The organism is Embleya australiensis, assembly GCF_051903075.1.
GTDB lineage: Bacteria > Actinomycetota > Actinomycetes > Streptomycetales > Streptomycetaceae > Embleya.
This window is the reverse complement of the sequence record NZ_CP182422.1, coordinates 6,752,011-6,778,418: the sequence shown is the minus strand read 5'-3', so window position 1 is coordinate 6,778,418 and position 26,408 is coordinate 6,752,011. Positions and strand designations below refer to the sequence as shown.

Genomic DNA, 26,408 nt, shown 5'->3' with positions numbered 1-26,408 from the left:
GTGCCCGAGGGGCGAGCCCGCGTCTCGCCGACCCGCCGCGCCGGCCTCCCACCGCGCGGGCGATCCGCTCGTAGGGTGGGTGGCGCAGCGATTTCGCGCGACCTTGATTGCGCCCGGTCCCCGAGGAGAGCGAGAGTGCGCGACGCGACAGCGACGTCTCGCCGGACTTCGCGGCGAGTTCCGTGCGCCGGGTGCGGCGGGGCGGACTTGTTCGCCGGCCACGTGGGTAGATCGTCGGCGTGACCGAACGAGGCGCGATCGAGGACTGGGACACCCGGCTGGGTTGGATGCGCGCGCTCGTTTCGGACGACGAGGTCGCCCATCGCCGCGCACTGGACCGGTATCTGCTGGTGACGCGCGACATGCGCGAGGCGCGCGAGGCCTACGACACCATCGTGTTGCGGGTGCCGCGCTCGGTCTCCGCCGAGGAAGGTGCATGGCGGCGATTTCGCGAAGCGTGGCTGCTCACCCCCGATGCCGCGCTGCTCGCCGATTCGCCCCCGCCCGCCGAGGTCCCGGACTGGGGCGGGTTGCCGTACGCGCTGACCTATCTCGAATGGGAGGCCCGATTCCCCGCCGAGTGGACCCGGCACGCCAAGGTCTGGAGCAGCAAACAGCGCCTGATCCGGCTGCTCGCCGTCCCCGGCCACCACGGCCCGGCCCGGGCCCGGCTGCTCGATCTGGTCGAACTCGTCGTCTACCGGCGACACCGCTGCAAGGACCGCGACTACTCGCGGATCGCCCGCGTGATCGACGGCGACGACCTGCGCGCCCGGCTGGAGAAGGCCCGGGCCTCGGGTGAGTCGTGGACCCGTGACCAGGCGGGCCACGTGTTGTGGCTGCTGCGCAACCCGCAGGTCCCGATCAACCGGACGAACTGGTTCCGGTGGTTGTCCGCGAAGGCCGACGCGGACGACCCGCTCGACATCGGGACGGAAGGCTTCATCGGACACCCGGAGCAATCGCGCCACCGCGAACGCCCGGAAGACCCGGAACACCGCGAGCGCCCGAAGCACCCCGCACCCTCGGAAGACCCCGAACACCCGAACACCCCACCCCCGAACGCGTCTTCGGACCCGCCCCCGAACCCGCCCGACACCCCGCCGAACCCCCCGCCCGCCACCCCTCCCCCCACGCACAGCTGACGCGCCGTCATTCCCGGTACACGGAGCGGCTTCCCGCCATAGGTTGTGCTGCAACATCGGCAACAACCATTCGGGGGCGACATGGGTCGAGCCGACCCGCGCGCGACGCGCCGCGTCGTGATCCGCGACGAAGGTGCGTCCACCGAGACCACCCCGCGACCACCGGCTCCGGGCAACCACCCCTATCCGCACCCGAATTCGTCCCCCCATCCGTACCCGGAGCCCCACGAATCGGGGACTCCCGAAACGGAGGCCGCGATCCGGTGACCGAGGCTCCCGCAACCCCCACCCCGACCACACACCCCACCCCGCCCCACGTCCTGGTCGTCGACGACGACCCCTCCATCCGCCGGGCCCTGGAACGCGGCCTGCGCCTGGCCGGCTATCACGTCACCCTCGCCGCCGACGGCACCCGCGCGCTGGACCTGATCGAGCCGGCCGTGCCCGCCGCCGCCCCGCAGGTCGTGGTCCTGGACGTGGCCATGCCGGGGATCAGCGGCATCGAGGTGTGCGCCCGACTGCGTGCCCGAGGCGCCGCGACCCCCGTCCTGATGTTGTCCGCCCGCGACGAGACCGCCGATCGCATCGCGGGCCTGGAGAGCGGCGCGGACGACTACCTGGTGAAGCCCTTCGATCTGCGCGAACTCGACCTACGGTTACGGGCGTTGCTGCGGCGCAGACCGCCCGGGCCGGTGGGCGACGCGCCGCTGCGGGTCGGCCCGGTCGCGGTGGATGTGTCCGCGCACATCGCCTCCTGCGCGGGCGTCCCGCTCGACCTGACCCGTCGCGAGTTCGCCCTCCTGGAGGTCTTCACCCGCAACCCCGGCCTGGTGCTGACCCGCGATCAACTCCTGGACCGGGTCTGGGGTTACGACTTCGACGTACGCACCGACGTGGTCGACACCTTCGTCAGCTATCTGCGCCGCAAGCTGGAGGCGGACGGTCGGCCGCGCGTGCTGCACACCGTTCGCGGCGTGGGATTCGTGCTTCGGGCCGGCGGCGGTCCCGGATGAAGCTCTCCACCCGCGTCGCGCTGTCGGTCGCCGTCCTGGTGCCCCTGCTCGTACTGGGCGCCGGCACCCTCGTGGTGCACTGGGTCCGGGCCGATCTGTTGGCCCGTCAGGACCAGCAACTCCAGCAGCGCGCCGAGCGGTTGACCCCACCCGCCCGCGCACTGATGCGAACCGACCTGGACGTGCGCCAACAGGCCCTCCGCACCCGCCAGTACCGTGTGCTCAGCATGGCGCTCGACGTGGGTGTGCGGGTGGACACCCCGGACGGGCCGCTGATGGTCGGTCCGCAACCACCGCAGACCACGACGCTGCCCGCCCGTGCGCCGAACCCGGTGACCGTGCACGCCGGTCGGCTCTCGTGGCGGATGGTCACCCGGCCGCTGCCGACCGGGCCGATGTACGTGTTCCTGCCCTCGGGCGAACCCGAGGCGCAGGCCGCGCTGTTGCGTCGGCGGGTCTACGTGGTGACCGCGTTCGCCGTACCGCTGTCCGGACTCGCCGGGCTGGCCGCCGGGACCGCGGCCACCCGGTCGCTGCGCGCGCTGCGCCGGCGCGCGGCCCGGCTGGATCCGGACGACGGCACGCACGAGGCGGTACACGTGGCGTCGGGCGTGGTCGAGGTGGACGAGCTCGGCCGCACCCTCGACGACGTGCTCGGCCGATACGCCGAGCAGACCGCGCGCACCCGCGAAGCCCTGCAGACCGCGCGCTCGTTCGCGGCGACCGTCGACCACGAACTGCGCGGCCCGTTGACCGGGATGCGTACCGATCTGGAGGTGCTGACCACCTATCCGGACCTGGCCGCGGCCGAGCGTGCGGACGTACTCGCCGACCTGTGGGTGGGCCACGAGCGGGTGTTGTCCGTCCTGGCCGCGCTGCGCGCCCTCGCCCAGGGCGACCTGGTGGACGCGACGGCGTTCGAGGCGGTGGAACTGGGCGAGGTGGCACACGCGTCGGCCCGGAGCGCGCCCGCCCACCGGCCCGGCGTCGAACTCCCGGTCGAGATACGGGTGGAGGCGCCGCACGAGGTGGTGGTGTACGGACTCGCCGCGGGGCTGCGGTTGTTGGTGGACAACCTGGTGGGCAACGCACTCGTGCACGGCGCGAGTCGGGTCCTGGTGAAGGTGCTTCCCGGGCTGGACTGCGGCGTGGTGTGCGTGGACGACGACGGGCCCGGGATCGCACCGGAGTTGCGCGACGTGGTGTTCGATCGTTTCCATCGCGGTCCCGGCAGCGGCGGCGCCGGGCTGGGTCTGACCCTGGTCGCCCAGCAGGTGGCGCTGCACGGCGGCCGGGTCACGGTGGGCGTCCCGCCGAGCGGCCGAGGCACCCGGATCGAAGTGGTGCTCCCCCTGCGCGCCGACCCGACCGCCGCCCGCGAACGCGCCTGGCTCGGCGTCCTGGGCCGCGTGCGGGACGAAGGCCGAACGGCGGACCGGGAGAAACCCGAACCCGCGCCCCCACCCCGCGCCGCTCCCACCGCCCCCAGCGTGCCGAAATCCCGATCCGGATCCGGATCCACAGCTCGATCCGGAACGGGTCCCGCCGTGAATTCCCGCTCCCCGACGGCCCATTCACAGGAAACCCACAAGGAACGCCCCTAGCCTCCTGCTACGCCGTGCCCGCCCGGGGTGGGGCGGGCCCGGCGTTTCGGGGAGGCCGCGGATGCCTGAACCCCACCGCAGGCGAGGAACATTCCTCGCCGCCTCGACAACCTCGGGGGCGTTGTGCACCTCGCCCCCCGCGTATGCGGCAACGCCCGGTGGCGGCGGCCACCGGACGACCGCGCAGCCCTCGTGGCACCCGCGCGAGACCGACCTCGGGGCGGTCTCGCGCGGTGTGCCGAACGAGCGGTGAGTCCGGCCGGGTGAGTCGCGGCCTGGCGCTGCCCGGGACGGCGGCGTGCATGCTCGCGGCGGTGATCTCGACCGTCATCGGACTGACCGCGTGCGGCGACGCGACCCAAGGTGGTCCGGGCACGCTCGAGTTGGGGACCACGGGGCCCGCGGCCGCCCCCCGATCCGCCCCGCCGTCCACGTTCGCCTCGCTCGTGTCCGGCCCACGGTACGTCGTTCGCCCCGCACCCGCGGCGGCGGAGATGCCGACGCCCTGAACCTACGGACGGTCCCGTGGGCCGGTGTGGGAAGCGCGGATCCCGGAGGGGGAGATCCGCCCGTCCCACACCGGCCCCGCCCAAGGCACGCACCGGGCCCGTCCGGCGGCGGTTACAGCTGCAGGTAGCGCAACACCGCCATCACCCGTCGGTGATCGGTGTCCGAGGGCGGCAGATCCAGTTTGGTGAAGATGTTGCCGACGTGCTTCTCCACCGCCCGCTCGGTCACCACCATCTTCTTCGCGATCGCCGCGTTGGTGCGTCCCTCGGCCATCAGGCCCAGGACCTCGTGCTCGCGCGGGGTCAGCGTGTTCAGCCCGCCGCTGCGCAGGCCCGCGCCGAACAACTGGGTGACCACCTCGGGGTCCAGCGCGGTGCCACCGGCCGCGACCCGCTCCAGCGCGTCGGTGAAGTCCCGGGTGTCCACCACCCGTTCCTTGAGCAGGTAGCCCACCCCCGCCGCGTTGCCGCCGAGCAGTTGGGCGGCGTAGCGGGTCTCGATGTACTGCGAGAAGACCAGCACGCCGATGCCGGGATGCTCGCGCCGGATGTCGATCGCGGCGCGCAGTCCCTCGTCGGTGTGCGTGGGCGGCATCCGGATGTCGACCACGCACACATCGGGTTTGTGCTCGGCCACCGCCGCCCGCAGCGCGTCGGCGTCGGGGACGGCCGCGGCCACCTCGTGGTCGCGGTCGAGAAGCAGTTGGACGAGGCCGTCCCGCAGGATGGCGGCGTCCTCGGCGATGACGATGCGCATGGGCTCGATCGTCCCATGCCCGAGCCGGCCCCCCGGCCGGCGGCCCGGCGACCGGCTCAGCCGCGGATCGGCAGGTCCACCGTCACCTGGGTCGGCCCGCCGACGGGGCTGTCGATGCGCAGTACGCCGTCCACCGTGCGGGCCCGCTCGACCAGTCCGGTGAGGCCGCTGCCCTTGCCCCCGTGCGCGCCGCCGCGCCCGTTGTCGGTGACCGACAACCGCAGCAGGCCGTCGCGCACGCTCACGTCGACGATCGCGGCGGTCGCGCCCGAGTGGTGCGCGACGTTGGTGAGCAGCTCGGCGGCGCAGAAGTACGCGATGGTCTCGATCGTGGCGGGCGGCCGGACCGGGATGTCGGTGCGCACCTCCACCGGCACCGCGCTGCACGCCGCCAGGGTGGCCAACGCGGCGTCCAGGCCCTGGTCGAGCACCGGCGGGTGGATCCCCCGGGCGAGGTCGCGCAGTTCCACGATCGCCTCCCGGGCGTTGCCGAGCGCGCTGTCCACGAGGGTGCGGGCGCGGTCCACGTCCATCGGGCGCTCGGTGTCCTCGGCGTCGAGCTTCTCCCGGGCCAGGCTCAGGTTCATCGCGAGCGCCACGAGTCGGGCCTGTGCGCCGTCGTGCAGGTCGCGCTCGATCCGGCGCAGCGTGGCGGCCGAGTCGTCGACGGCGATCGCGCGGGTCTCCTCCAGGTCGGCCATGCGCTGGGCGGACTTGCTGGGTCCGAGCAGGGCGGGGATGAGCAGGCGGTCGAGCAGTACGACGCCTCGGACCGCCCACGGCGCGAGCAGCAGGATCAGCACGCCCACCACGGACACGACCAGTTGCAGCGGCAGGGTGTCGAAGTACAGGTCGTTGATCTGGATCCCCGAGTGGTGCACGACGCCGTCGGAGTCGGTGACGTGCGGGTCGAAGGCGGCCATGAGCACCGGGTAGACCAGCAGGACCAGGCCGTTGCCCCAGAACATGCCGGTGACCATCACGATGAGCAGGCCCAGTGGGAGCTTGAGCATGGTGTACGCGACCGCCCGCCAGCCCTCGGCGTTGCCGAGCGCGGATCCGAGCAGCCCGAGCGGTCCCGGCCGGCGTCGGAAGGGTCTCAGCGGCGGTACCTGGACCCCGAGCATGGCCCGGGCCAGGCCGCGGTGCACGCCGCCCCACGCGCGGGCGCCCATCACGAGCAGGGCGAGGAGGGGCAGGCCGATCAGGGTGACGGTCAGGGCGATCCCGAACGCGGCGAGCGTGAAGGCGACGCCGAATCCGAACACCGCGAGCGGGAAGGTGAGGATGGCGTAGCCGAACTCGGCCCATGTTCGTCGGGTGAACGGGGCCTTCAGGAAGGTGGGCATCGGCATCCTCGAAGTGCTGCGGACGTGACGGTGGAGTGTGCCCATGCTCTCCGGCACGGGGACGCGGATGCGAGGGTGACAGCCCCCGACGTCACGGTTCGGTTTGCCCCACCTCCCATCACGGACATTGTGCCGCGTAGCTCCGCGGCGACCGGCCGCCGCACCCCCGGCGCCTCGCCGCGCCGGCTCCCCGTTCGCCGGCCCCGGTCGGCCGCTCCCCCGTTCACCGCCCCGGGCGGGCCGCTCCCGTGTGTACCGCCTCGGCGACCGCGTCGGCCAGCGGGCCGGTCTCCTCGGCGGTGAGCGTGGCCACGGTGATGCGCAGGCCGGGCGGCGAGGTGATGCGGTAGCGCGCGCCGGGGGCCACCACCCATCCCCGGGCGAGCAGGCCGGCGACGGCGGCGGTCTCGTCCCGGACCTCGACCCACACGTTGAAACCGGTGTCGCCCACCGCCCGCACGCCCCGCTCGCGCAGCGCCTCGATCAGCCCGGTCCGGCGCACCCGGTACGCCTCCCGGGCCTCGCGGATGTGCGCGGCGACCTCGGCGGAGGTCCACGCGTGGGCGACCGCGTGCTGGAGCGCGTGGCTGATCCAGCCGGGGCCGAGCCGCTGCCGGCCGAGGATCCGGTCGATGGTGATCGCGTCACCGGCCACCATGGCGCAGCGCAGGTCGGGCCCGTACGCCTTGGAGGCCGAGCGGATGTGCGCCCAGTGGGTGGTGATGCCGGCGAGGGTGTGCAGGTCGCGGCCGGAGATGTCGTTGCCGTGGTCGTCCTCCAGGAGCACGACCCGCGGGTGCGCGGCCAGGATCGGGCGCAGCGCGGCGGCGCGTTCGGCGGACACCGAGGCGCCGGTGGGGTTGTGCGCGCGGGCGGTGACGACGAATGCGCGGGCGCCGGCGCGCAGCGCGTCCTCGGTCGCGACGGGGTCGGGCCCCTGGTCGTCGACGGGGATCGGGCGGGGGGTGAGGTTGAGCGCGCCGAGCAGGTCGAGCAGGTTGCCCCAGCTCGGGTCCTCGACCGCGACCAGGTCGCCGGGGCGCAGGTGTGCGGTGAGCAAACGCTCCATGCCGTCGAGCGCTCCGGAGGTGGCGGCCAGGTGGTCGGTCGGCACGCCCACCGCGTCGAGCACGGTGCGGGCGGCGTCCTCGAACGGCCGGTACAGCGCGCCGTGCACGTACAGGGGTCGCCAGTGGCTCGGCTCGGGGAAGACCGGCGAGGGCAGCAGCGCGGGGTCGGGCTCGCCGGTGGACAGGTCGCGTGCGCCGGGCGGCACGTTCGGGCCCAGGGTGTTGCGCTGGGTGGTGGCCGGGCGGGCCCGGATGCGGGTGCCGGCTCGGCCGTGGGTCTCCACGATGCCGCGTTCGCGCAGGGTGCGGTAGGCGGCGGCGACGGTGTTGGCGTTCACGCCGAGTTCGGCCGCGAGCGTGCGCACGGGCGGCAGCGCGTCGCCGGGGGCGATCTCGCGCGCGTGCAGGTCGCGCTCGACGGATGCGGCGATGTCGGCGGCGGTTCGACCGGTGGTGGCCATGCTTCTCCTGCGTCCTGGGCACATTCCGGGAGGAGGTTATGCCGTTGACAGCCTCCCCAGGTCCGGCTTTATTGTACTACTCCAAAGAGCGTTTTGAACTAGTACAAAGGATCTTCGTGATGGCCGAGTACCCCGTCACCGCCGCCACCGCCCCGAAGCGTCACCGCGACCGCATGCGCTACGACGCCGACGTGGTGCACGCGATCCTGGACGCCGGCTTCATGGCGCACGTCTCGTTCACCGTGGGTGGCCGGCCCCAGCTGATCCCGCTCGCGTTCGGACGCGACGGGGAGCGCCTGTACCTGCACACCTCGAGCGGCGGGCAACTCGCCCTCGCGGCGCGGGCGAGCGGCGCCGAGGGGGTGCCGGTGGCGATCTCGGTCACCCACGTCGACTCTGTGGTGCTCTCTCGTTCGGCGATGCACCACTCGGTGGACTACCGCTGCGTGATCGCGCACGGCCCGCTCGTGCACGTCACCGACACCGACGAACAGCTGCACGCCTACCGGGTGATCATCGACCACCTGGTGCCGGGCCGCGCCGACGACGTACGCGCGCCGAGCCCGAAGGAGAACGCGCAGACCACGGTGTTGCGCCTGGACCTGGAGCAGGTGGCCGCGAAGGTCCGCGACCACGGCCTGGCCGAGGACCCCGACGACCTCGACCTCCCCTACTACGCGGGCGTGGTCCCCCTCACCACCACCCGGGGGCCCATCCGCCCCGACCGCGCCGACCAGGACATCCCGCCCTACCTGGCCACGTGGCTGGGAGCCTCCTGAGCGGGGACGACGCGGGTGGACGCCGCCGCTGACGCCCCGTCAGTCGTGTTCCACCCGGGCGGCGATGCGGCAGGTCAGGGCGATGACGACGACGAATACGCCTGCGGTGACAGCCAGTTGGGTGGTGGGGAGGGTGATTTCGTCGTTTGTGGCGGCGTCGGTGAGCACCTTCAGCACTCGGGCCGCCGGGCTGCCGGGGGTGACCAGGGCGGCGAGGGTGAGCAGCGCCGCGAGGGGGACGGCGTACGCGGCTCGGCGCAACACCGGACGGTTCGTCAGCGCGCCGATCGCGACGCCGGCGAGGATGGTGACGAACTGGGCCATCGCGCCGGCGGCGAGCGCCTCGCCGCGACCGACGCCGTGCGTGGCGTGATGGGCGACGTGGTCCGTGCCGGCGGCGAGCGCGCCGGTGCAGATCGCGGCGAGCAGGCAGGTCAGGGTCAACGCGACGAGCAGCCCGGCCAGGTGCGCGCGCCCGGGCCCGACCGCCGCCGAGGCGGTGTGCCGGGCCGCCGCGGGCTCGACCGTGACGGCCACACGCGTCAGCCACACCGCGGCCGGCATGATCGCGGCCGCCGCCCACGCGAACGAGGACAGCAGCGGATCGCCGCCCGCCACCCCGATACCCATCACCGCGGCGTAGAGCAGGACCGGCGGCACCCATCGATACGAGAGCAGCAGCAGCGCCGCCTGATAGCGCACCACGGCGGAGGTCACGCGCCGTCTCCTTCCCGATGGACCGCCCGGACGCTGATCCCGGGCACGGCGGTGAGCAGATGCCGCAGCAGCGCGTCGGAGTGCGCGGTGCTGCTGTGCAGGCGCACCACGCCGGGCCTGCTCTGCTCGCGGACGGGATCGCCCGGGAGTCGGTCCAGTTCGGGGCTCGGCCCGGTGTCGATGTCGATCAGCACCCGGATCGCCCGGGCCTCGGGGATCGCCGCGACGACCGCGCCCGCCTCGACCCGATAGGTCTCGTACACCTGGTCGGCGAGCCGCCGGGGGTCGTGGTCGACGAAGACCACGGTGGCGCCCGCCTCGATGCGTTCGACCACGCAGTTGTCCAGGACGTCGCGCGAGGGCTGGTCGAGCCCGGTCCACGCCTCGTCCAGGACCAGTAGGTCAGGTTCGGCCAGGAACGCCTGGGCCACCGCCACCTTTTGGCAGGTGCCCTTGGACAACCCGCGCAGCGGCGCGCGTATCTTGTCGGCGAAGCCGAGGCGTTCGGCCCACTCGTCCGCGCGGCGCCGGCTCTCCCGGCCGGTGAGGCCGTGCAGTCGGCCCAGGTGGGTCAGGTACCGCCGGGCGGTGAGCGGCAGTTCGGGCGGGAATCGCTCGGGGACGTAGGCGGCCGAGCCGCGTTCGGTGACGCTGCCGGTGGTCGGCTCGCACACCCCGGCCAGCACCCGCAGGAGGGTGGACTTGCCGCCGCCGTTGCCGCCCTCGACCCGGATCAGCGCGCCGCGCGGCAGATGCAGGTCCACCGCGCGCAACACCCACGGGCCGCGCAGGCCGTACCGCTTGCCGACACCCGTCAGGTGCACCGCCGTCCCCCTTCGCCGAACCTCGGCAGCAGACCTTACGGCAGCACGGGGGCCGGCACATCCCGCGGCCGGCCCGGCACAGGAGCCAACTGCCTTGACCGGCAGGGCGGAACGCGCGGACGGACCCGTCGCCGAGGCGACGGGCCCGTCCTGGTGAACTTTGGTGCGCGGTGCCCTACAGGGCGGTCTTGGAGCCCTTCCGGGCATCCGCCTTCAGCTTGGCCTCGGCCGCGTTGGGGACCGGGTCGGGCTGCTTCTGGCAGATCGCGTCGGCCGGCCCGTGGCCGTTGCCCTTTGGGGTCTTCCCGGTGATCAGGTACTCGTTCAGGTAGTCGTCCAGGCAGGTGCTGCCGCTGAGCGAGATGCCGTGGTTGCGCCCGCCCTGCTCGACCACGAGGGCCGAGTCGCGCAGCAGGCGGTGCATGGTGACGCCGCCCTCGTACGGGGTGGCGGCGTCGTTGGTCGCCTGGAACAGCAGCGTCTTGGGCAACTTGTCGTTGGCGACGTTCACCGGCTTGAGGCTGCTGGTGGGCCAGAACGCGCACGCCGCGTTGAACCAGACGTTGTTCCAGGTCAGGAACGGCGCCTTGGCGTAGGTCTTGACCGCGTCCCGGTGCCAGGTGGCCCAGTCCTTCGGCCACGCCGCGTCCCGGCACTGGGTGGCCAGGTAGCCGCTGTTGATGTTGTCGTTGCCGGGACTGGCCGCCGCCAGGTCCTCGTAGGCGGTACGCAGCGGACCGGTGACGTGGTCGACCGCGTAGCCCGAGAAGCCCTCGGCCAACTCGGCCCAGAAGGCGTCGTTGTAACCGCCCTGCGCGAACGCGTCCTCGAGTTCGGAGGCGCCGACGACACCCTCCGCCGGGGCCTTGGCCAGCGCCGCGCGCATCGAGTACCAGGCCTTCTCGACCTGGGCCGGGTCGGTGCCCAGGCGGTAGTTCGCGTCGTACTTGGCGACCCAGGCGAAGAACGCCTTCATGTTGGCGTCGAACGCCACGTCCTGGGTGAGCTGGCCGCCGTACCAGACGCTGTCCCTGCTCGGGTCGACGATGCTGTCCAGCACCAGGCGCTTGACCCGGCTCGGGAACAGCTTGGCGTAGACCGAGCCGAGGTAGGTGCCGTACGAGTAGCCGAAGTAGCTGATCTGCTTGGCCCCCAGCGCGGCGCGGATCGAGTCCATGTCCGCTGCCTGGGCCGGCGTGTTCATGTACTTCAGGAAGTCGCCGTACTTGTCACCGCACGCCTTGGCGAAGGTGTACACCCGCTTGATGTTGGCGAATTCGTCGCCGAAGTCGTCGGGGACGGTGTTCGGACGCACCGGGTTGTTGAAGCCCGGGATGCAGTCCAGGTGCGGCTCGCTCGCACCGGCGCCGCGGGGGTCGAAGCCGATCACGTCGAACTGCGCGGCCACCTCGGGGCGCAGGTTCTTCGCGACGTAGCCGGCCAGACCGCGGCCGGGCGCGCCGGGACCGCCGGGGTTGACCAGGAGCGGGCCGAGCGACTTGGCGGCGGTGTGCGGAATCCGCGACACCGCGATCGTGATCTTCTGCCCGTCGGGACGGCTGTGGTCCATCGGGACCTGCAACGAACCGCATTCCAGCTTCGGATAATTCGAGCTGCCGCAGTTCTTCCAGGCGATGGGGGTGGACGCGGACTCGGCCGAGGGTGCCGGGGAGTCGTCCGCCAAAGCCGGTGGGGCGAGGGTCAGGAGCCCGCCCACCAGTGTCGTGGCGGCTGCGAACGCGACGAGAGTGTGTCTCTTCACGTGGGTGTTCCTCCATGTGACGGAGCTGTCACGAGTGACATCGACGCCGCAGATGCTGCCGTGCGGAGGACCGATGCGACGAGGGGACGGTCGGTACGGAACGGAAATCCTTGCCAAGGGGAGTGGTTACCGTTACCAAAATTTTGGGTTTGAACCGTGATACGTCCGTTTGGCCGCTTATATCGGCAATCTGATGGGCAGTCAGCCGCCTGCGGACCGTATCCGACGCGCGTAGCGGCGGAGTTGGGTCGGCTCCCGTCCGGGTTCGGGTCGGGCCCTCGTCGGGCCCGACCCGCGATCCCGTCGGCCGTACGCCGGCCGGGCGCGTGCTCAGCCCCGATACGGCGGCGTCTGACCCCAGTCCCAGCGCGGCATGGGTGTTTCGGGCAGCGGCGGCGGGTTGGGGCCGGAGTAGATGATCGCCATCCGGGTGCCCCACTCCAGGTAGTAGGCCAGCACGGCCCGGAATTCCGGGTCGGCGGGCAGTTCCACGTCGTCGGCCGTCTCCAGGAGCAGTGCCACCCAGCGCCGCCGCTGCGTCTCGCCGATCCCCCGGCCCAGGTGCTTCGAGGCCATGTGCCGGTGCCCGCCCAACTCGGTGCTGTAGCGCGCCGGGCCGCCGAACACCTCGGCCAGCCACGACGCGACGTGCTCCGCGTGGTGCGCGTCCATGCCGGCGAACACCGGGGCCAGGATCTCGTCCTTCGCCACCCGCTCGTAGAACGTGGTGAACAACTTCTCGAACGCGGGCGCGCCACCCGCCCACTCGTACAGCGTCGGCGTCGACCCGCCCCGGCCGACCACCTCGGTCACCGCGTAGTGCCGCATCTCCTCGATCGCGGCCACGTACGGTCGGATCGCGGCGAAGAAGGCGGCGAAGTGCGGACCCTTGCGGAAGCCGTTCAGGTGCTCGTCGGCCGAGGTCCAGCGAATCCGCAGGATGTACGCGGACGGCTCCTCCGCGCATCGGCTCAACTCGTAGTCCACACACTCCGGCGCGGCGGCCAGCGACTCGGCCGCGCGGGCGTAGGCGGCCTCGAATTCACCGGACTGCGCCTCGGCGATCGTGTAGCGGATGTATTCGACGATCATGAACGGTCCCCCATGCAGGCGCTGGTTCGATCGCGTCAACCATAGGTTGGAACACCGGCGCGGTGATCATCGACGCGACCCGATTTCGCCGACCGCGTAAGGGCGTAGCGCACGCGCCGGACACCGTGAAGCGCCGAAACCCGTCCCCCGATCCCGCCGGGCGCGACGCGGCGGGATCGGGACGGACGGGTCCCGGGCCGGCCCGGGTTGGCGGGCCGACTGCGGGGTGCGGCGGATCGGACGATGCGCCCCGCAGAGTTCGGCGACGATCTTTTCATACTTACTCGACGCTGCGCCGGTTGCTCCCGCACCGGGTTTGCGGCACCGGCTTTCGGGTGCCGTGGCGCGGTCGATATCGGCACAGCCACGGCAAAGGATGCACTATCCGAAACTCCCCATCCAACCGGTGTGATCGGGAGGGTGGTCATCCGGGCCTCGACGTCTCCCGCAGCAGTGCCACCGTCCGCGACCATGCGTCGGCCGCCGCCTCCGGTCGGTACGTGTCGCGCTCGTCGCAGAAGAACCCGTGCGGGGTGTCCGGGTACAGCACCACCTCGTGCCGCGTACTCGACTGCGCCGACTCGCGGACGATCCGGGCGCGGTCCTCGGCCGTGTACAGGTGGTCGCCCTCGCCGATCAGCACCAACACCGGCGTCCCGTGCCCCGCGATGCGCGGCGTCAGGTCGATCGTCGGCTCCGGCCGGCCCAGCGCGATCTCGCCCGTGGTCAGCCATCCCGGATAAAACGCCACGAGCGCCGCCAACGGCACCTCCGTCGCCGCGTAGTACGCGGTGTGCCCGCCCGCGCTCAACCCCACCATCGCCGTGGGCACATCCCCCTCCGCGCCGAACCGTCGGCCCAGATCCGCGATCGCCGCCTCGGCGTCGGCCCGCACGCCGTCCCGGGTGAGCCCCCCGACCAGCGCGAGACCCCGGGCCCGCCCCTCGGCGTCGGCCGGCAGCTCGATCCGGCGGCCCGCCCGGTGGTAGAAGTCCGGTACCAGCGCCCGGAATCCGAGTCGGGCCAGCCGTTCGGCGACGCCCCGCACGTAGCCGGTGACGCCGAACATCTCGAACCCCACGAGCACGTTCGTATGCGGCCCGGGCCGCGCCGGCCGGGCCAGGTAACCCGACATCGGCTCCGCCGCGCCCGGTACCTCGATCTCGACCCACTCCGTCACGATCTCCACGCTCATCCCCACGCCCCCTCGCCCATCGTCGCGCCGGCCGTGCGCACGATCTTGATCTTGGTCATGGTCCCGACCCTAGATCCGCCCCACACTGGTATCCAGAGACCGCTCTTACCGGTAAAACGGGTACCAGGCTCGCGTCGACGGACCCGGCACCGCCCCACGAGGCGCCCCACCCACGAGGCACCCCCACCCACGAGGAACCCGCCCGCATGCCCCATGTCCCCGACCGACCCGCCCGTGAACTGGCCGACTTCCTGCGCTCGCGCCGCGACCGGCTCCAACCGGCGGACGTCGGCCTGCCCCCCGGCACCCGCCGCCGCACCCGGGGGTTGCGTCGCGAGGAGGTCGCCGGCCTCGCCGCGATCTCGACCACCTACTACACGTTCCTGGAGCAGGGTCGCGACCTCCGCCCGTCCCGCCAGGTCCTGGACGCGCTCGGCGCCGCGCTGCGCCTGGACCCGGCCGAACGGGCGCACCTGATCCGCCTCGCCCACGGCGATCCGTCCCACCGCACACCCGCCGACGGCACGGCCGAGGTGCTCGCCCCCGCCGTCGCCGCGCTGGTCGACCGCCTCGACCCGTACCCGACCTACGTCACCGGGCTCCGCTTCGACGTGCTCGCCGCCAACCGCGCGGCGCGCCTGTTGTGGACCGACTGGTCGCGACTGACGCCCGAGCGGCGCAACATCGTGTGGTGGACGCTGGCCGAGCCCGAGGCCCGCACCCGGCTCGTCGACTGGGCCGCCGAGGCGGCCGGCGCGCTCGCCCGCTTCCGGATGGCCGCCGACCGGCATCCCGACGACCCGGCCTTCGCCGCGCTGATCGCCCGGCTGCGTGCGGCCGGTCCCGAGGCGGACCGGTGGTGGCCCCGGCACGACGTCAACGCGCTGTCCTCGGGCCGCAAACGGCTCGACCACCCGCTGCTCGGCCGGATCGACCTGGAACACGTGGTCCTTCAGGTGGCCGACCACCCGGACCACAAACTGGTCACCTTCACCGCCGACCCGCCGGACCTGGCCCGGATCGCCGCGCTCCTGGACGACGAGCCGACGGCAGGGGCCGCCCCTCACCCACGTGAGTGACAAACCCCCGCCCGGGCCCGCGCCCCCGCCCTACCCCCCGAACACCCGCTCACCACCCACAAACGTCTCCACCACCCGCGTCGACCCGATCTCCCCCACCGCCCCCGCGAACGGATCCCGATCCAACACGACCAGGTCCGCGTGGTTGCCCACCACGATGCTCCCGGTGTCGTCCAGGTGGTTCACATACGCGCTGCCCGCCGTATACGCCGCCAGCGCCGCATGCAGGTCCAACCGCTGCTCCGGGAAGAACACCGGGGCGTCCGACCCGAGCACGCGCCGGTTCACCGCCACATGGATCCCGTGCAGCGGATCGGGGCTGGACACCGGCCAGTCGCTGCCCGCCGCCAACGTCGCGCCGCTGCGCGCCAGTTCGCCGAACGGGTACTGCAACGCGGCCCGCTCCGGGCCCAGGAACGGGATGGTCAGCGTGTCCATCTGCGGCTCGTGCGCGGCCCACAGCGGCTGCATGTTGGCGCTCGCCCCGAGTTCGCGAAAGCGCGGGATGTCGTCCGGGTGCACCACCTGGAGGTGGGCGAGGTGCGGCCGGGTGTCCTTCCGGCCGTTCGCCGCCCGCATCGCCGCGACCGCGTCCAACGCCTCCCGCACCGCGCGGTCGCCCAGCGCGTGGAAGTGCACCTGGAAGTCGTGCGCGTCCAGGGCCGTGACGTAGCCGCGCAGCGCCTCTGGTTCGATGAAGCTGATCCCGCTGTTGTCCGAGGCGCAGCCGCACGAGGTGAGGTACGGGCTGAGCATCGCGGCGGTGAAGTTCTCCGCGACCCCGTCCTGCATGATCTTCACCGTCCGGCAGGACAGCCGGCCGCGGGTGCCCCTCTCGCGCCGCACGAGCAGGTCCTCGATCTGCTCCGCCCCACGATCGCGTTCCCACCACAACGAACCGACGACCCGGGCGGTGAGTTGCCCACGATCCACCGCCGTCAGGTACGCGGAGGTGGCGTCGGTGATGTTGGCGTGCGCGCCCAGGAGCGCGTCCTGCCACGCGGTGACGCCGAGCGAGTGCAGGACCGCCTGGGCCCGCAGCAGCCCGGCGACCTGGTCCTCGGCGGTCGACGGAGGCAGCAGCCGACCGACCAGGTTCGCCGCGCCCTCCTGGAGCACGCCGGTCGGCTCGCCGTCCGCGTCGCGCTCGATCCGCCCGTCGGCCGGGTCGGCGGTGTCGCGGGTGATGCCCGCGAGGCGCAGCGCGAGGCTGTTCGCCCAGGCGCCGTGGTGGTCGCGGTTGGGCAGGTACACCGGCCGGTCGGGGACGATGTCGTCGAGCATCGACCGGTGCGGCAGCCCGCCGGGGAAGGCCTCCATGGACCAGCCGCCGCCGGTGATCCACTCGACGTCGGGATTGGCCTCGGCGTACTCCCGGATCACCCGCCGGTAGTCGGCGGCCGTCTCGTACTCGGACAGGTCGCACTGCCCCATCTCCATGCCGGCGCCCACGGGGTGCACGTGTGCGTCCTGGAACCCGGGGATCAGCAGCCGGCCCGCGAGGTCCACCACCTCGGTGCGGGTCCCGATCAGTTCGCGCACCTCGTCGTGCCCGACCGCGACGATGCGTCCGTCCCGCACGGCGATCGAACTCACCCGTGCGCGCGCACCGTCGACGACGTACACCGGCCCGCCGGTGAAGACCAGGTCGGCGGCCACCGAGGCCGACGCCGGGCGGGTGATGACGGTGGTGGTGCTCATGCGTGTCCCCTGGCCTTGAATGCGTCGAAGTCGGCGGCGTCGTTGTAGCGGTCCATCGGCAGTTCGATCGCGTCGGCGTCGGTGCCGCGACCGGTCTCGAAGTAGGGCGACTTGCGTACGTACTTGGCGTAGGCCGCGAAGCCCAGACCGGTGAGGATCACCGCCATCGGTACGGAGAACATGAACCAGCCGTTGTCGGGGCTGAGTTCGAAGCCGTCGCTCATGGTCAGATAGTCGTAGGAGAGGTACGCCCCGACCCCGAGCAGCACGAGGCCGCTGAGCCCGGGGATGACCACCGCCCGCACCCCCTCGCGCGGATCGGTGCGCAGCGTCGGCCCGAAGCGCACGGCGCACGCGATCGCGGTGAGGCCGTAGTAGAAGGCGACGATCAGGCCGATCGAGTTGACCGCCGCCAGGATCATGTCGTTGAGCTTGGGGATGCCGATCGCCAGGACGGCGGTGCCGGCGGCGATCGCCATGATCAGCACCGTGCCGATCGCCGGCGAACCGAACGTCGGGTGGATCCGGGTCCACACCTTGCCGAGCGTCTGGTCCCGGCCCATCGCCAGCATGCCGCGCGCGGTCGGGATGACCCCGGACTGGAGCGAGGCGACCGCGGAGAAGATCAGCGCCAGCAGCGGCAGGCTCGCCCACGGATCGGCGGCGAGGTGGGCGCCGAGGAAGGTCAGGCCCTGCGGCCCGTTCTCGGTCATCTCGGGCACGGTCATCACCCGCTGGAAGGCGATCGCGCCGAGCAGGAACATGCCCAGCATCACGAACAGCGCGATCAGCCCGCCCCGGGCCGAGTCCTCGGGGTTTTTGGTCTCCTCGGTGACGCTGAAGGCCGCGTCCCAGCCCCAGAAGAAGAAGACCGCGAGTACCAGGCCCTGCGCGAAGTGCGGCGCGGAGTCGATCTCGAACGGGTTGAACCAGGAGAACGAGAACGGCTGCTCGCCGACGGCGATCGCCCAGCAGCAGAAGATCAGCAGCACGCTGTACTCGAAGACGAGCAGGAAGGTCTGAAGCCGGGTGGCCTGGTGTACGCCGGTGACCGCGAGCACGGTCACCACCACGAGTACCACCAGCCCCAGCACCGTGCTGAGCTTGGTCGAGTTCGGATCCAGGGCCAGCCCGGCGAACTCGTGCCACCCCGCCTTGTCGGCGAACTGGAGCAGCACCGAGCCGGTGATCGCGCTGGTATAGGCGAGGAAGATGACCGACCCGGCCAGGGCGACCCAGCCGGTGAGGAAGCCGGACCAGGGGCCGATCGACTTGCCGACCCAGACGTAGCCGCTGCCGCAGTTGGGCTCGACCCGGTTGAGGCGGGCGTACGCGCCGGCGATACCGAGCATGGGCAGGAACGCGATCAGGATGATCACCGGGGTGCTCGACCCGACGGTGGCGGCGAGGCTGCCCATGCCGACGCCGATGCTGGTGGTGGCGGCCGTGCTGGACGCGGCGACCGCGACACCGTCGACGACGCCGAGCGACTTGCGCAGCGCGGGTGGGCCGTCGTCCCGGGGCGGATTCGTTGACATCGGCGCTCCAAGGAGGGCAAGGGCTGATGGAGGGGTGGACGCCGATGAAACAGCCTGTGTCGGAATTACGTCAATGGTGTTGACGTAAGGTGGTCCCGGATGGCGGGCGCGGCTTCGGAGGAGCGGATGGACCGGACAGCCGGGACGAATGCGTCGAACGGGGCAAAGCAAACACAATCGAACAGCTCCGGGCAACCACCTCGGACGGATCGCGTCATGGGCGAGCGCCGTCGGCGCAGGCCGACCAGGTCCGGAGTGGTTTTGTCCGAGGATGTCATCATCGAGTGTGCCGTACGGCTGATCGGCCACCACGGCGCGGAGGCCCTGACCGTCCGCAGACTCGGCGCCGCCCTCGGGTGCGACCCGACCGCCGTCTACCGTTACTTCCGCAGCACCGACGACCTGCTCCTGGCCATCGCCGACTTCCTGATCGGGGAGACGTTGGCCGGCTACCGGCCCGGCCCGGACTGGGTCGCGTCACTGCGCGAACTGGGCATGCGGGTCCGGGACGGCCAACTGCGTCATCCGCGCGTGGCCACCATCGCCGCGGCGCGGGTCACCCGGCGGCACAACGAGTTCCGGGCGGTGGAGCTGGGCGTCTCGCTGCTGCTCTCGGCCGGCTTCTCCCCCGCCGACGCGGCCCGCTACTACCACGCGTTCATCGACACCGTGCTGGCCCACGCGGCACTGGAGGCGTCCTACGCCGCGCTCGCTCCCGAGGTTCGTGAGGCCGACGACCGGTCGTGGGAGGAGACGTACCGCATGTTGCCCGCCGCCGACTATCCGGCCATCGGCGCGGTACGTCCGCACCTGGCGGCGGGGATGTCGGGCAGTCCGTTCGAGGACGTCCTGGACCTGCTGCTCGATTCGCTCGCCCGCCGGGTGTGAATCGGCCCGCACCGGCCCGGCCGCGTGCGTCGCCGCCCGCGCCGCCTCCGCCGCCGGGCAAAAACGGCGGCGGGAAGTGCCACCACCCGTACCGTGACCACCAGCCGACCCTGTGTCAACGGCACAGGTGGGTACACGCGTCGTGAGGGTGCCGCAGACTCGATAAGGTGGCGCGTGTTTTCAGACCTCACCACTCCCACGGGGGATCCGTGCTGATCGACAAGTTCATGCATGGCGTCGTGGCGCCCACCGCGAAGGCGATCTACCGCCCGCGCACCGAGGGCCGCGAGAATGTACCGATGACCGGCCCGGTCATCATCGCCAGCAACCACCTGTCGTTCGTTGACAGCGTCGCGATCCCCGTGGTGATGCCACGCAAGGTGTCGTTCCTCGCCAAGGCCGAATACTTCGACGGCCCCGGGCTCAAGGGCCGGGTCAGCAAGGCCTTCTTCACCGGCATCGGCGCCGTCCCCGTGCCCCGCGGTGCACACAGCGCGGCGAAGGCCGCGCTGGAGACGGCCCTTTCGGTACTGGAGCGCGGCGACGCGTTCGGCATCTACCCCGAGGGCACCCGCTCGCGCGACGGCCGGCTGTACCGGGGCCGGACCGGTGTCGCGTGGCTGGCCCTGGCCGCGCGGTGCCCGGTCGTCCCGGTCGGGATCATCGGCACCGACCGGGTCCAGCCGATCGGCTCGAACATCCCCAAGCTGTCCCCGCGCGTGCTCGCCCGCTTCGGCGAACCGCTCGACTTCTCGCGCCACTACGGGCGGACCGACGTGGCCCGGGCCCGGCGGGAGATCACCGACGAGATCATGGAAGCGATCCAGAAGTTGTCGGGACAGGACTACGCGGGCGTCTACAACGAGACGCCCGCCGAGGTCTGAGCCGACGGGCGCGGGGCGTTGCGGGCGGACCGGAGCGCCGACCGCGCACGGATCCGCGGCCGGCTCGGCGCACGCGGCCTTCCCAGCTCCAGGCGCCGGCCGACACCCGCGGCCTGCGCGGCAGTTCGCCCCGGCCCGTACACCACAGCGGGGTCGCCGCCGCGGTCCCGGCTCGCGTGGACCGGGTGGTCCATCGTGCCCGGGTGCACGTCCGACGTGGCGTCGTCGCCGGGGTAGGCGCCGGCGTCCACGAGGGCCTGGCCCCGGTGCCGCACTGGGCCGGCCGGCACCTCGACCGCCCGCTCACCGTCGACGACCTCGCCCGCCGAGCCGCCGGCCTCCCCCACCACTTCGCCGCCCGCCTCGGCACCTTCCCCGCCGACCACCGCCGCGCCTTCCGCCCCTGACCCGCGCCGGCGACGGCAACGGCGGCGGACCTGGACCCCGGGCCGCCCGAGTGACAGGCTTGACACATCAGCCATTCGTCCTGATTTGTCATGAAAGGCGGCGAAACATCATGGCTGAGCACGCACACGCCGCACTCGTTCGCCGAGGATACGAAGCCTTCTCCGCCGGCGACACGGACACGCTTCGCACCCTGCTGACCTCCGACTGCACACACCACGTCCCGGGCAACCACCCGCTGTCCGGCGACTTCAAGGGCATCGACGCGGTCCTCGGCTACTACGGAAGCCTCGCCACCGAGAGCGACGGCACGTTCCGGGTCGAGTTGCAGCACCTCTTCGTGGACGGCCGGGGCCACGTGATGTCCGTACACCGGGCCACCGCCCGGCGCGCGGACAAGACGCTCGACCAGGCCGGCGGCATCGTCTTCCGCATCGTCGGCGACAAGGTCTCCGACCTCGACGAGTGTGTGGACGACCTGGAGGCGGCGGACGCCTTCTGGGCCTGAGCACCTCCCGCGCCGACCCGCGAACCGGCCCCTCACCCGATCCGGAACGTCCCCCCGGGCGGCGCCGGCGACGCCGTGGCCGTCTCGTCGGTGACCGGCGCCCCGTCCCGCGAGAACACCCGCGCCTCGATGCCGGACAACACCCGGGCCGGCATCTCGTCGCCCGCGGTCCGCCGGGCCAGTGAGGACACCGGCAGCGGCGCCGTGGACGCGACCACGACGAGGTTGCCGAAGCGCCTGCCGCGCAGCACACCCGGCTCGGCCATCAGCGCCACCTCGGGGAACACCGAGCGCAGGGTGGCCACTTGCGCCCGGGAGAAGTCGAGGTCGCCGCCGTCGGCGATGTTGGCCGCGTACACCCCGCCCTGCCGCAGCACCCGGGCCACCTCGACGGCGAACTCGCGCGAGGTCAGGTGCGCGGGTACCTGTGCGCCGCCGAAGACGTCGGCGATGACCAGATCGGCCGAGTCGTCGGGGCGTGCGGTCAACTCCTCGCGGGCGTCGCCCGTCCGTACATCCACCGCCGCCCCGGCCGGCAGCGGCAGGTGTTCCAGGACCAGGGCGACCAGTTCGCCGTCGAGTTCGGCGACCGTCTGCAACGAGCCGGGCCGGGTGGCCGCGATGTAGCGGGGCAGGGTCAGTCCGCCGCCGCCCAGGTGCAGCGCGGCGAGCGGTTCGCCCGGCGCGGCGGCGAGGTCGACGACATGCCCGAGCCGTCGGGTGTACTCGAATTCCAGGTGCTCGGGTTTGTCGAGATCCACGTACGACTGCGGCGAATCGTTCAACGTGAGCAACCACGCGCGGGGCCGGTCGATGTCGGGCATCAGCAACGCCGCGCCGAGATCGGTCGCCCGCCCCACCGGGATCGACTCCGGGGCTTCCTGCTGATCCTGATCGTCGTACATGGATCGATTCTCTCGCAGCCGGGGCACCCTTCCCGCCGCATGCCGGCCCCGCACTTGGCATGATCGACCAGGGCCGCGGCAAGAAGCGTCGGGGACGTATCGCGGCACCGACCGCACGACCCGCAGCAAACCCACCGACCCGGGAGAGCAGAGCCATGCGATTCACCAAGCTCGGTCACGCGTGTGTACGTCTGACCACGCCGCACGGCACCGTCGTGATCGACCCGGGGTCGCTCAGCGACCCCGACGCGATGGTCGGCGCGGATGTCGTCCTGATCACCCACGAGCACTTCGACCACGTGGTCCCCGAAACGCTACGGGCCGCCGCCGCGGCGAACCCGGATCTGGAGGTGTGGACCAACCCGGCCGTGGCCGCGCGGTTCCCCGACCTGGCCGGTCGGATCCACCCGGTCACCCACGGCGACACGTTCGAGATCGGCGGCGCGCAGGGCGTGTCGGTGCACGTGTACGGCGAAAAGCACGCGGTGATCCACCGCGACATCGAGGTCATCGACAACGTCGGCTTCCTGATCGCGGGCGAGGTCTTCCACCCGGGCGACGCGCTCACCGTTCCGGAGGAGACCACGCCCACCCTGCTGGTCCCCGCCGGCGGGCCCTGGCTCGCGCTCCGCGACGCGGCCGACTTCATCCGGGAGGTGGATCCGGCCCGGGCCCTGCTGATCCACGACGGCGTGTTCAACGACACCGGACTGGCCATGACCGAGCGCCTGCTGGGCCAACTCGCGGGCACCGACAGCCGCTCCGTACGACGCCCGGTCGACGGCGAGGGCATCGAGCTCGCGACGGGCTGATCCGCGCACGATCGGCGTACCCGCTTCGTCGCGGCCCCGTCACACTCTGGTACCCGCCCGGGCCCGCGACTACCGTGACGAATATGACCGCCGACGACGGCACTCCCGAGAACCAATGGCCGGTACCCCCGCCGTGGATGTGGGGTTGCCCGGAGTGTGTGCGCCTGTACCGCCGGATGAAACGGGTCCAGGAGGAGACCGACGAGCGACGCCGGAGCGGCGATCGCGGCGTCGATCACGACCCGCTGGACAGCATGATCGGATCCCGGATCCGCCTGGCCCGGCACCTGGTCACGGGCCACCGTGAGCATCTGCCGGACTGGACTCCGGGCTGCGAACGCTGCGCCTGGCACCATCGCATCCTGGACGCCGGCCCCGAACCCCACCATCCGGGCGGCGCCGCCGCGATGGTGGCCGCGGAGCATCGGGCCTTCCACCTGTTCGTCCCGCCCCGAGTGGTCGGGCTGATGTAGGCACCCGTCGCCGCGCCGTCCACCGTAGGGTCGTGGGGTCACTGTGGGCGGGTAGCGGGTGGAGAGAGAGGCGCGTGGATCAGGGACGGGCCGCCGGGGGCCCGGCCGGGGTGGAACCGGGCCTGCCCGGTGGGCACTTCGGGCCGGTGGGCCGGCGTCGACGGGACGCCGCCGAGGCATGGCGGTTGCGGGAGCACACCGCGCGACTGGTGGCCCTGGACACCCGGTTCGGCGCCGGCGAGTTGCTCGGGCCGGCTGTCCGCGCGGCCGACGCGGCGGGGCGGGCCGTCCTGGGCGCGGCCCCGTCCCGGGAGCGGCTCGCCGCCGTGGCGGAGGCGGATCAGCTCGCCGGGTGGCTGGCGTATGACGCCGACCGGCATGCGCTCGCCCGGCGGCTCACCACGCGGGCGGTGCGGACCGCGCGTCTGGCGGGCGACCGCTCCGCCGAGCACTTCGCGCTGTCCCAGCTCGCCATGCAGGCCATCCACCTGCGCCGGCCGGACGTGGCGCTGCGCATCTGCGACGACGTGTTGCGGGACGAACTGCCGCCCGGCGTCCGCACGTTGTTCGTGATGCGCCGGGCCCGCGCGGTCAACCAGTACGGCGAACACGCCGCGGCTCGCCGACTGATCGCCGAGACGTACGGCCGGCATCTCCAGGGTCCCGGCACCCGCGATCCGGCCTGGGCGTGGTGGCTGGACGCCGCCGAGATCACGTGGCACCACGCGATGACGCACGCCGACAACGGGGACTGGACGCGCGCGATCCCCCTGTTCGAGCAGGCCGCCGCGGGGTGGATCCCGGGCAGCCGCACCGCGCACAACGACCACGCGTACCTGCTGCACGCCTTCGCCCGCACCCGCGCCTGGTCCGACGCCGCCGACCTGCTGACCACGCGCGTATTGCCGGCGCAGCGGGGCGTCTCGTCGGCCCGGATCACCCACCTCCTGGCCGACACCGCCCGGCTGTTGCACGTCCCGGGTCGCCGGCCGGCCGGCCGCGATCTGGCCCACGAACTGCGGGCCGGGCTCAGCCGAAGCGCACCTCGGTCGGGTGGGGCGTGACGAACGCGAGCAGCCGGGCCGCCTCCGCCTCCAATTCCTCGCGCGAGGCGGTGTCGATCGGTCGGAACGGTTGCAGTTCGAGGACCAGCGGCATCCCCGAGGCGGCGCCGGCGGCGACCGAACCGGCCGTCACCGGCTTGCCGCCCCGGGTGAGCCGCCAGATGCCCGCGACGAAACCGTCCACCAGGAACGTGGCGCGGACGATGCCGTTCACCGTGAACAGCCGCTTGCGGTCCGGCTCGGAGATGATCCGCGCACGTTCCGCGTGGGACAGCAGCGCGTTGTCGAACTCCGGCAGGAAGCGCGGCGGCGCGGGCGTGTCCTCGGCCGGCAGCGGCGCGTCGGGGACGTCGTACAACACCCGGCCCGCCTCGTCGCGATGGACCACCAGGTTCGGCCGCAGCCGCTCGACCACCTCGCGCAGCCGGCCGAGGCCGGACCAGGCCTGCACGTCGGCGACGGTGGCCGGGCCGAACGCCGCCAGGTAGCGCAACACCATCGCGTCGGGCGCGGTGTCCGTACCGAGCGGGCGGCCGAGCCAGTGCTCGGCGGTGGTGCACGCGGACTGCCCGCCGCGCCCCCACAGCGCGCGCGGCGGCACCTGGACCAGCGCCGCCTGACTGCGCAGCGCGTGCGCCAGCGCCGCCGGGTTCTCGTCGGGGAACCGTTCGCCGAGCGCGAGCCCGAGTTCCTTGGCGGTGAGCGCCCGCTCGACCAGCAACTCGCGGCCGGCGGCGACGAGTTTCCCGACGTCGATGGTGGACTCGCCCAGCCCGTGCTGGGAGTTGCGGTACAGGTCCGCGTCGTAGATCGGCTGCACCACCGGCCGCAGCGCGAGGCAGTCGGCGGCCGTCACGAGGTGCACCGTGCCGCGCATCAGCCCGACCCGGACCACCCGACGATCGGTCAGCGCGTCCGCCAGGTCGGCGGGAGCGAACTCGGCGAGCCGGGTCCACAACCCGACGTAGGGCGGATGCGGGGCCTGCGCCTGCATGCCGACCAGGTGGGTGATCGCCGCCTCGGCCGAGATCGACTGCCGCCGCGCCAACAACTGACGTTCGAGCAGGGCGCGGTTGAGCCGACGGACGCTGAGCGTGGTGATCTCCATGCCCGCAGACTAGAAGCGAATGCGGTCGAAAGCTTGCCGCAATGTCCCCGGTGCCCGGCCCGTCAAGCGAATCCTTTCTTGACCGACCATTCTCGAATGGCCTAGAGTCACGTCCGTGGCCAGGACCAAGGAATTCGATCCCGACGCCGCCTTGCAGTCCGCGCTCGAACTGTTCTGGGAGCGCGGCTACGAGGCGACCTCCATGGCGGACATCGTGGCGCGCCTCGGCATCGCCCGGGCGAGCATCTACGCGACGTTCGGCAACAAACACGACCTCTACCTCGCGGCGCTCGACCGCTACCGCGAGGCGCGCAATCCCGAGCTGTTCGAGGAGTTGTCCCAGCCCGGTCCGGTACTGCCGGCCGTTCGGGCGCTGGTCGAGCGGTTCGCCCGTCAGGCGTCCGAGGAGCCGACCCGGCTGCGCGGTTGTTTCCTGACCAACACCGCCGCCGAACTGGCCGCGCACGACGCGCGCGCGGCGCGGATCGTCGAGTGCGGCTGGAATCAGATGGAGACCAATCTGACCCTCGCGCTCACCCGGGCCCGGGCCCAGGGCGAGCTGGGTCCGGACCGGGATCCGCAGGCTCTGGCCCGCTTCCTGCTGGTGGTCCTCCAGGGGATTCGCGTGGTCGGCAAGGCCGGCCCCGACGCACACCGCCTGCGCGACGCGACGCGGCAGGCGCTGAGCCTGCTCGACTGATCCGGGCGGGGCGCGCGGGGAACCTCGTGGGCAGCCGGGCGAGACCTGCCCGCCGTGATGCGCTCC

At 72.4% G+C, this 26,408-nt stretch carries 26 protein-coding genes; 13 read left to right on the top strand and 13 right to left on the bottom strand.

Annotated features, from left to right (window positions below):
* Positions 1 to 239 precede the first annotated feature (239 nt).
* The 3 genes from ACMXN5_RS29260 to ACMXN5_RS29250 all read left to right on the top strand — a co-directional run bounded on the left by ACMXN5_RS29260 (position 240) and on the right by ACMXN5_RS29250 (position 3,762).
* Entirely contained in the window at positions 240 to 1,145 is a 906-nt protein-coding gene (locus ACMXN5_RS29260; protein WP_439677754.1) for a hypothetical protein, read from the top strand.
* Positions 1,146 to 1,408: 263 nt separating this feature from the next.
* The gene (locus ACMXN5_RS29255; protein ID WP_439677753.1) at positions 1,409 to 2,158 is read left to right on the top strand and encodes a response regulator transcription factor; all 750 of its coding nucleotides are present in this window, start codon (positions 1,409 to 1,411) and stop codon (positions 2,156 to 2,158) included.
* Positions 2,155 to 3,762, top strand: a complete 1,608-nt coding sequence (locus ACMXN5_RS29250) for a sensor histidine kinase (protein WP_439677752.1) — start codon at positions 2,155 to 2,157, stop codon at positions 3,760 to 3,762. The genes ACMXN5_RS29255 and ACMXN5_RS29250 overlap by 4 nt, the downstream gene beginning before the upstream one ends.
* Before the next feature lie 621 nt (positions 3,763 to 4,383).
* Here the strand turns inward: ACMXN5_RS29250 and ACMXN5_RS29245 are convergent.
* The 3 genes from ACMXN5_RS29245 to ACMXN5_RS29235 all read right to left on the bottom strand — a co-directional run bounded on the left by ACMXN5_RS29245 (position 4,384) and on the right by ACMXN5_RS29235 (position 7,908).
* On the bottom strand, positions 4,384 to 5,028 hold the full coding sequence (locus ACMXN5_RS29245; protein ID WP_380001553.1) for a response regulator transcription factor: 645 nt from the start codon (positions 5,026 to 5,028) through the stop codon (positions 4,384 to 4,386).
* Between the two features lie 56 nt (positions 5,029 to 5,084).
* The gene (locus ACMXN5_RS29240; protein WP_439677751.1) at positions 5,085 to 6,377 is read right to left on the bottom strand and encodes a sensor histidine kinase; all 1,293 of its coding nucleotides are present in this window, start codon (positions 6,375 to 6,377) and stop codon (positions 5,085 to 5,087) included.
* Between the two features lie 223 nt (positions 6,378 to 6,600).
* Complete coding sequence (locus tag ACMXN5_RS29235) at positions 6,601 to 7,908, bottom strand: aminotransferase class I/II-fold pyridoxal phosphate-dependent enzyme (RefSeq protein WP_439677750.1); 1,308 nt, start codon at positions 7,906 to 7,908, stop codon at positions 6,601 to 6,603.
* Between the two features lie 119 nt (positions 7,909 to 8,027).
* Between ACMXN5_RS29235 and ACMXN5_RS29230 the strand changes: the two genes are divergently transcribed.
* On the top strand, positions 8,028 to 8,687 hold the full coding sequence (locus ACMXN5_RS29230; RefSeq protein WP_439677749.1) for a pyridoxamine 5'-phosphate oxidase family protein: 660 nt from the start codon (positions 8,028 to 8,030) through the stop codon (positions 8,685 to 8,687).
* Between the two features lie 39 nt (positions 8,688 to 8,726).
* On the opposite strand, the gene ACMXN5_RS29225 is transcribed toward ACMXN5_RS29230, so the two are convergent.
* The 5 genes from ACMXN5_RS29225 to ACMXN5_RS29205 all read right to left on the bottom strand — a co-directional run bounded on the left by ACMXN5_RS29225 (position 8,727) and on the right by ACMXN5_RS29205 (position 14,277).
* Positions 8,727 to 9,404 (bottom strand): ABC transporter, encoded by a 678-nt coding sequence (locus tag ACMXN5_RS29225; RefSeq protein WP_439677748.1) that lies wholly within the window; start codon positions 9,402 to 9,404, stop codon positions 8,727 to 8,729.
* The gene (locus ACMXN5_RS29220) at positions 9,401 to 10,228 is read right to left on the bottom strand and encodes an ATP-binding cassette domain-containing protein (RefSeq protein WP_439677747.1); all 828 of its coding nucleotides are present in this window, start codon (positions 10,226 to 10,228) and stop codon (positions 9,401 to 9,403) included. The genes ACMXN5_RS29225 and ACMXN5_RS29220 overlap by 4 nt, the downstream gene beginning before the upstream one ends.
* A gap of 175 nt (positions 10,229 to 10,403) precedes the next feature.
* Entirely contained in the window at positions 10,404 to 11,798 is a 1,395-nt protein-coding gene (locus tag ACMXN5_RS29215; protein WP_439678113.1) for an alpha/beta hydrolase, read from the bottom strand.
* A gap of 522 nt (positions 11,799 to 12,320) precedes the next feature.
* Positions 12,321 to 13,082, bottom strand: a complete 762-nt coding sequence (locus ACMXN5_RS29210) for a group II truncated hemoglobin (RefSeq protein WP_439677746.1) — start codon at positions 13,080 to 13,082, stop codon at positions 12,321 to 12,323.
* Positions 13,083 to 13,506: 424 nt separating this feature from the next.
* Positions 13,507 to 14,277, bottom strand: a complete 771-nt coding sequence (locus ACMXN5_RS29205; protein WP_439677745.1) for a dienelactone hydrolase family protein — start codon at positions 14,275 to 14,277, stop codon at positions 13,507 to 13,509.
* A gap of 206 nt (positions 14,278 to 14,483) precedes the next feature.
* Between ACMXN5_RS29205 and ACMXN5_RS29200 the strand changes: the two genes are divergently transcribed.
* Positions 14,484 to 15,356, top strand: coding sequence for a helix-turn-helix transcriptional regulator (locus ACMXN5_RS29200; protein WP_439677744.1), 873 nt, complete (start codon positions 14,484 to 14,486; stop codon positions 15,354 to 15,356).
* 30 nt (positions 15,357 to 15,386) lie between these two features.
* On the opposite strand, the gene ACMXN5_RS29195 is transcribed toward ACMXN5_RS29200, so the two are convergent.
* On the bottom strand, positions 15,387 to 17,057 hold the full coding sequence (locus ACMXN5_RS29195) for an amidohydrolase (RefSeq protein ID WP_439677742.1): 1,671 nt from the start codon (positions 17,055 to 17,057) through the stop codon (positions 15,387 to 15,389).
* Positions 17,054 to 18,595, bottom strand: a complete 1,542-nt coding sequence (locus ACMXN5_RS29190) for an APC family permease (RefSeq protein WP_439677741.1) — start codon at positions 18,593 to 18,595, stop codon at positions 17,054 to 17,056. Before ACMXN5_RS29190 ends, ACMXN5_RS29195 begins: the two co-directional genes overlap by 4 nt.
* Before the next feature lie 255 nt (positions 18,596 to 18,850).
* Here ACMXN5_RS29190 and ACMXN5_RS29185 point away from each other — a divergent pair, with 255 nt between their 5' ends.
* The gene (locus ACMXN5_RS29185) at positions 18,851 to 19,483 is read left to right on the top strand and encodes a TetR/AcrR family transcriptional regulator (RefSeq protein ID WP_439678112.1); all 633 of its coding nucleotides are present in this window, start codon (positions 18,851 to 18,853) and stop codon (positions 19,481 to 19,483) included.
* 209 nt (positions 19,484 to 19,692) lie between these two features.
* Positions 19,693 to 20,367: a lysophospholipid acyltransferase family protein gene (locus tag ACMXN5_RS29180; RefSeq protein WP_439677740.1), complete on the top strand. Its 675-nt coding sequence runs from the start codon at positions 19,693 to 19,695 to the stop codon at positions 20,365 to 20,367.
* On the opposite strand, the gene ACMXN5_RS29175 is transcribed toward ACMXN5_RS29180, so the two are convergent.
* Positions 20,340 to 20,618, bottom strand: coding sequence for a hypothetical protein (locus tag ACMXN5_RS29175; RefSeq protein WP_439678111.1), 279 nt, complete (start codon positions 20,616 to 20,618; stop codon positions 20,340 to 20,342). The genes ACMXN5_RS29180 and ACMXN5_RS29175 overlap by 28 nt on opposite strands.
* Here ACMXN5_RS29175 and ACMXN5_RS29170 point away from each other — a divergent pair.
* On the top strand, positions 20,571 to 20,774 hold the full coding sequence (locus ACMXN5_RS29170) for a hypothetical protein (RefSeq protein ID WP_439678126.1): 204 nt from the start codon (positions 20,571 to 20,573) through the stop codon (positions 20,772 to 20,774). The two genes, ACMXN5_RS29175 and ACMXN5_RS29170, sit on opposite strands and share 48 nt — an antisense overlap.
* A gap of 110 nt (positions 20,775 to 20,884) precedes the next feature.
* Complete coding sequence (locus ACMXN5_RS29165) at positions 20,885 to 21,280, top strand: nuclear transport factor 2 family protein (RefSeq protein WP_439677739.1); 396 nt, start codon at positions 20,885 to 20,887, stop codon at positions 21,278 to 21,280.
* Positions 21,281 to 21,312: 32 nt separating this feature from the next.
* Here ACMXN5_RS29165 and ACMXN5_RS29160 read toward each other — a convergent pair whose 3' ends face one another.
* Entirely contained in the window at positions 21,313 to 22,185 is an 873-nt protein-coding gene (locus ACMXN5_RS29160) for a spermidine synthase (protein ID WP_395790448.1), read from the bottom strand.
* 155 nt (positions 22,186 to 22,340) lie between these two features.
* On the opposite strand from ACMXN5_RS29160, the gene ACMXN5_RS29155 reads away from it, so the two are divergent.
* The 3 genes from ACMXN5_RS29155 to ACMXN5_RS29145 all read left to right on the top strand — a co-directional run bounded on the left by ACMXN5_RS29155 (position 22,341) and on the right by ACMXN5_RS29145 (position 24,534).
* Positions 22,341 to 22,997 carry an MBL fold metallo-hydrolase gene (locus tag ACMXN5_RS29155; RefSeq protein ID WP_439677738.1) on the top strand — a complete coding sequence of 219 codons (657 nt, stop codon included), beginning with the start codon at positions 22,341 to 22,343 and terminating at the stop codon, positions 22,995 to 22,997.
* An 83-nt stretch (positions 22,998 to 23,080) separates the two neighbouring features.
* Complete coding sequence (locus tag ACMXN5_RS29150) at positions 23,081 to 23,470, top strand: hypothetical protein (protein ID WP_439677737.1); 390 nt, start codon at positions 23,081 to 23,083, stop codon at positions 23,468 to 23,470.
* 74 nt (positions 23,471 to 23,544) lie between these two features.
* The gene (locus ACMXN5_RS29145) at positions 23,545 to 24,534 is read left to right on the top strand and encodes a hypothetical protein (protein WP_439677736.1); all 990 of its coding nucleotides are present in this window, start codon (positions 23,545 to 23,547) and stop codon (positions 24,532 to 24,534) included.
* On the opposite strand, the gene ACMXN5_RS29140 is transcribed toward ACMXN5_RS29145, so the two are convergent.
* Positions 24,500 to 25,642, bottom strand: coding sequence for a winged helix DNA-binding domain-containing protein (locus ACMXN5_RS29140; RefSeq protein ID WP_439677735.1), 1,143 nt, complete (start codon positions 25,640 to 25,642; stop codon positions 24,500 to 24,502). The genes ACMXN5_RS29145 and ACMXN5_RS29140 overlap by 35 nt on opposite strands.
* Positions 25,643 to 25,757: 115 nt before the next feature.
* On the opposite strand from ACMXN5_RS29140, the gene ACMXN5_RS29135 reads away from it, so the two are divergent.
* Positions 25,758 to 26,342: a TetR/AcrR family transcriptional regulator gene (locus tag ACMXN5_RS29135; RefSeq protein WP_439677734.1), complete on the top strand. Its 585-nt coding sequence runs from the start codon at positions 25,758 to 25,760 to the stop codon at positions 26,340 to 26,342.
* Positions 26,343 to 26,408 lie beyond the last annotated feature (66 nt).

What these genes read in the sequence shown, in the direction of transcription:
- ACMXN5_RS29165 (WP_439677739.1), top strand. Translation starts at nt 20,885, where the DNA reads ATGGCTGAGCACGCACACGCCGCACTCGTTCGCCGAGGATACGAAGCC.
- ACMXN5_RS29230 (WP_439677749.1), top strand. Translation starts at nt 8,028, where the DNA reads ATGGCCGAGTACCCCGTCACCGCCGCCACCGCCCCGAAGCGTCACCGC.
- ACMXN5_RS29250 (WP_439677752.1), top strand. Translation starts at nt 2,155, where the DNA reads ATGAAGCTCTCCACCCGCGTCGCGCTGTCGGTCGCCGTCCTGGTGCCC.
- ACMXN5_RS29150 (WP_439677737.1), top strand. Translation starts at nt 23,081, where the DNA reads ATGACCGCCGACGACGGCACTCCCGAGAACCAATGGCCGGTACCCCCG.
- ACMXN5_RS29190 (WP_439677741.1), bottom strand. Translation starts at nt 18,595, where the DNA reads ATGTCAACGAATCCGCCCCGGGACGACGGCCCACCCGCGCTGCGCAAG.
- ACMXN5_RS29200 (WP_439677744.1), top strand. Translation starts at nt 14,484, where the DNA reads ATGCCCCATGTCCCCGACCGACCCGCCCGTGAACTGGCCGACTTCCTG.
- ACMXN5_RS29155 (WP_439677738.1), top strand. Translation starts at nt 22,341, where the DNA reads ATGCGATTCACCAAGCTCGGTCACGCGTGTGTACGTCTGACCACGCCG.
- ACMXN5_RS29245 (WP_380001553.1), bottom strand. Translation starts at nt 5,028, where the DNA reads ATGCGCATCGTCATCGCCGAGGACGCCGCCATCCTGCGGGACGGCCTC.
- ACMXN5_RS29210 (WP_439677746.1), bottom strand. Translation starts at nt 13,082, where the DNA reads ATGATCGTCGAATACATCCGCTACACGATCGCCGAGGCGCAGTCCGGT.
- ACMXN5_RS29140 (WP_439677735.1), bottom strand. Translation starts at nt 25,642, where the DNA reads ATGGAGATCACCACGCTCAGCGTCCGTCGGCTCAACCGCGCCCTGCTC.
- ACMXN5_RS29215 (WP_439678113.1), bottom strand. Translation starts at nt 11,798, where the DNA reads ATGGACCACAGCCGTCCCGACGGGCAGAAGATCACGATCGCGGTGTCG.
- ACMXN5_RS29160 (WP_395790448.1), bottom strand. Translation starts at nt 22,185, where the DNA reads ATGTACGACGATCAGGATCAGCAGGAAGCCCCGGAGTCGATCCCGGTG.
- ACMXN5_RS29195 (WP_439677742.1), bottom strand. Translation starts at nt 17,057, where the DNA reads ATGAGCACCACCACCGTCATCACCCGCCCGGCGTCGGCCTCGGTGGCC.
- ACMXN5_RS29235 (WP_439677750.1), bottom strand. Translation starts at nt 7,908, where the DNA reads ATGGCCACCACCGGTCGAACCGCCGCCGACATCGCCGCATCCGTCGAG.
- ACMXN5_RS29205 (WP_439677745.1), bottom strand. Translation starts at nt 14,277, where the DNA reads ATGAGCGTGGAGATCGTGACGGAGTGGGTCGAGATCGAGGTACCGGGC.
- ACMXN5_RS29240 (WP_439677751.1), bottom strand. Translation starts at nt 6,377, where the DNA reads ATGCCCACCTTCCTGAAGGCCCCGTTCACCCGACGAACATGGGCCGAG.